The organism is Megasphaera sp. AF13-6AC, assembly GCF_027685385.1.
GTDB classification, from domain to species: Bacteria; Bacillota; Negativicutes; order Veillonellales; family Megasphaeraceae; genus Megasphaera; species Megasphaera micronuciformis.
Genome location: NZ_JAQCUN010000248.1, coordinates 1 through 1,083, shown reverse-complemented (window position 1 = coordinate 1,083; position 1,083 = coordinate 1). Strand labels below are relative to the sequence as shown.

Annotated in this window: 2 protein-coding genes; both read right to left on the bottom strand. The window is 47.3% G+C overall.

Annotation, left to right across the window (positions count from 1 at the left end):
- Positions 1-522 (bottom strand): ANTAR domain-containing response regulator (locus PGX78_RS08590; RefSeq protein WP_270446543.1); only part of this gene is annotated, 522 nt, incomplete at its 3' end.
- Between the two features lie 5 nt (positions 523-527).
- Positions 528-1,083: sensor histidine kinase (locus tag PGX78_RS08585; protein WP_270446542.1), on the bottom strand; the 556-nt coding region annotated here is incomplete at its 5' end.

The window sequence follows — 1,083 nt, the reverse complement described above, 5'->3', positions numbered from 1 at the left end:
ACCGTGCTTCATGCAATACTGTTGAAGACGCCGTTGTGCCTCTCCTTCCGTAATACCGTATCTTTTTACCAAAATTTCTTTGGCCCTAGCCGACAGTTTCAGCAGCTGTCTCTCTTCTCTCAGCCGAAATGACTCCTCATCCTTTTGACGTTGGCTCCTGAACTGAGATACGGCCACTTCCATGGCCGGATACAAATTGGCGGGATTTACAGGTTTTACCAAATAGGCGAATACACCCGACTTAGCCGCTTCATCTACAATATCCGGCTGACTATAGGCAGTCAGTAAGATAACGGGAGCCAATTTTTCACCATGAATCAACTTTGCAGTATGAATTCCGTCAAGCCGCGGCATCTTTACATCCAGAAAAACCAAATCGGGTCGTTCTCTGCGCACCGCTTCCAACGCCTGCACTCCGTCAGCCGCTTCCGCAACGACGACATGCCCTCTTTCTTCCAGCATTTCTTTCAAATCCATGCAAATAAGGGCTTCATCATCGGCAATGACTATGCGATAAGACATTTTCATCACTCCTCTATGTAAGGAAAAGCTACGGTCGCCGTTGTCCCGCACGGTTGATTGGCGCAGATAGAAAAACTGCCGTGTAAATCTTTTTCCGCCACAGTTTTCACGATTTCCAGACCCAAGCGTTTTTTACCGTCTATTCCGGGTTCCATACCTTTCCCCGTATCCGTAACAACAAGTATACACTGCCCGTTTCGCCTCTTGACGGAAAGATAAATATCACCACAACCGTCGTCTGAAAATCCGTGTAACACGGAATTGGTAAGCAGCTCATTTAAAATCAAAGCCGCCGACACGCCTACGCCTGATGACACAAAAATTGATTCACCGTTAAAGTGTGTCCTTATTCGTTCTCGGATTTCCGTGAGACTGGAAACGGTCAATCCCAATAAGCTCTCCCCTAACTTAGCCAAATCTATTCGTTCTTCTTCCCCGTATGCCAACGTATCGTGAACCAACGCAATACCGAGGATACGATTTAAAGCTTCCTGCAATGCGTTCCGTGCTTCTTCATGCTCGACACGCCGCATTTGCATGCGTAAAATACCGGCAACGGTT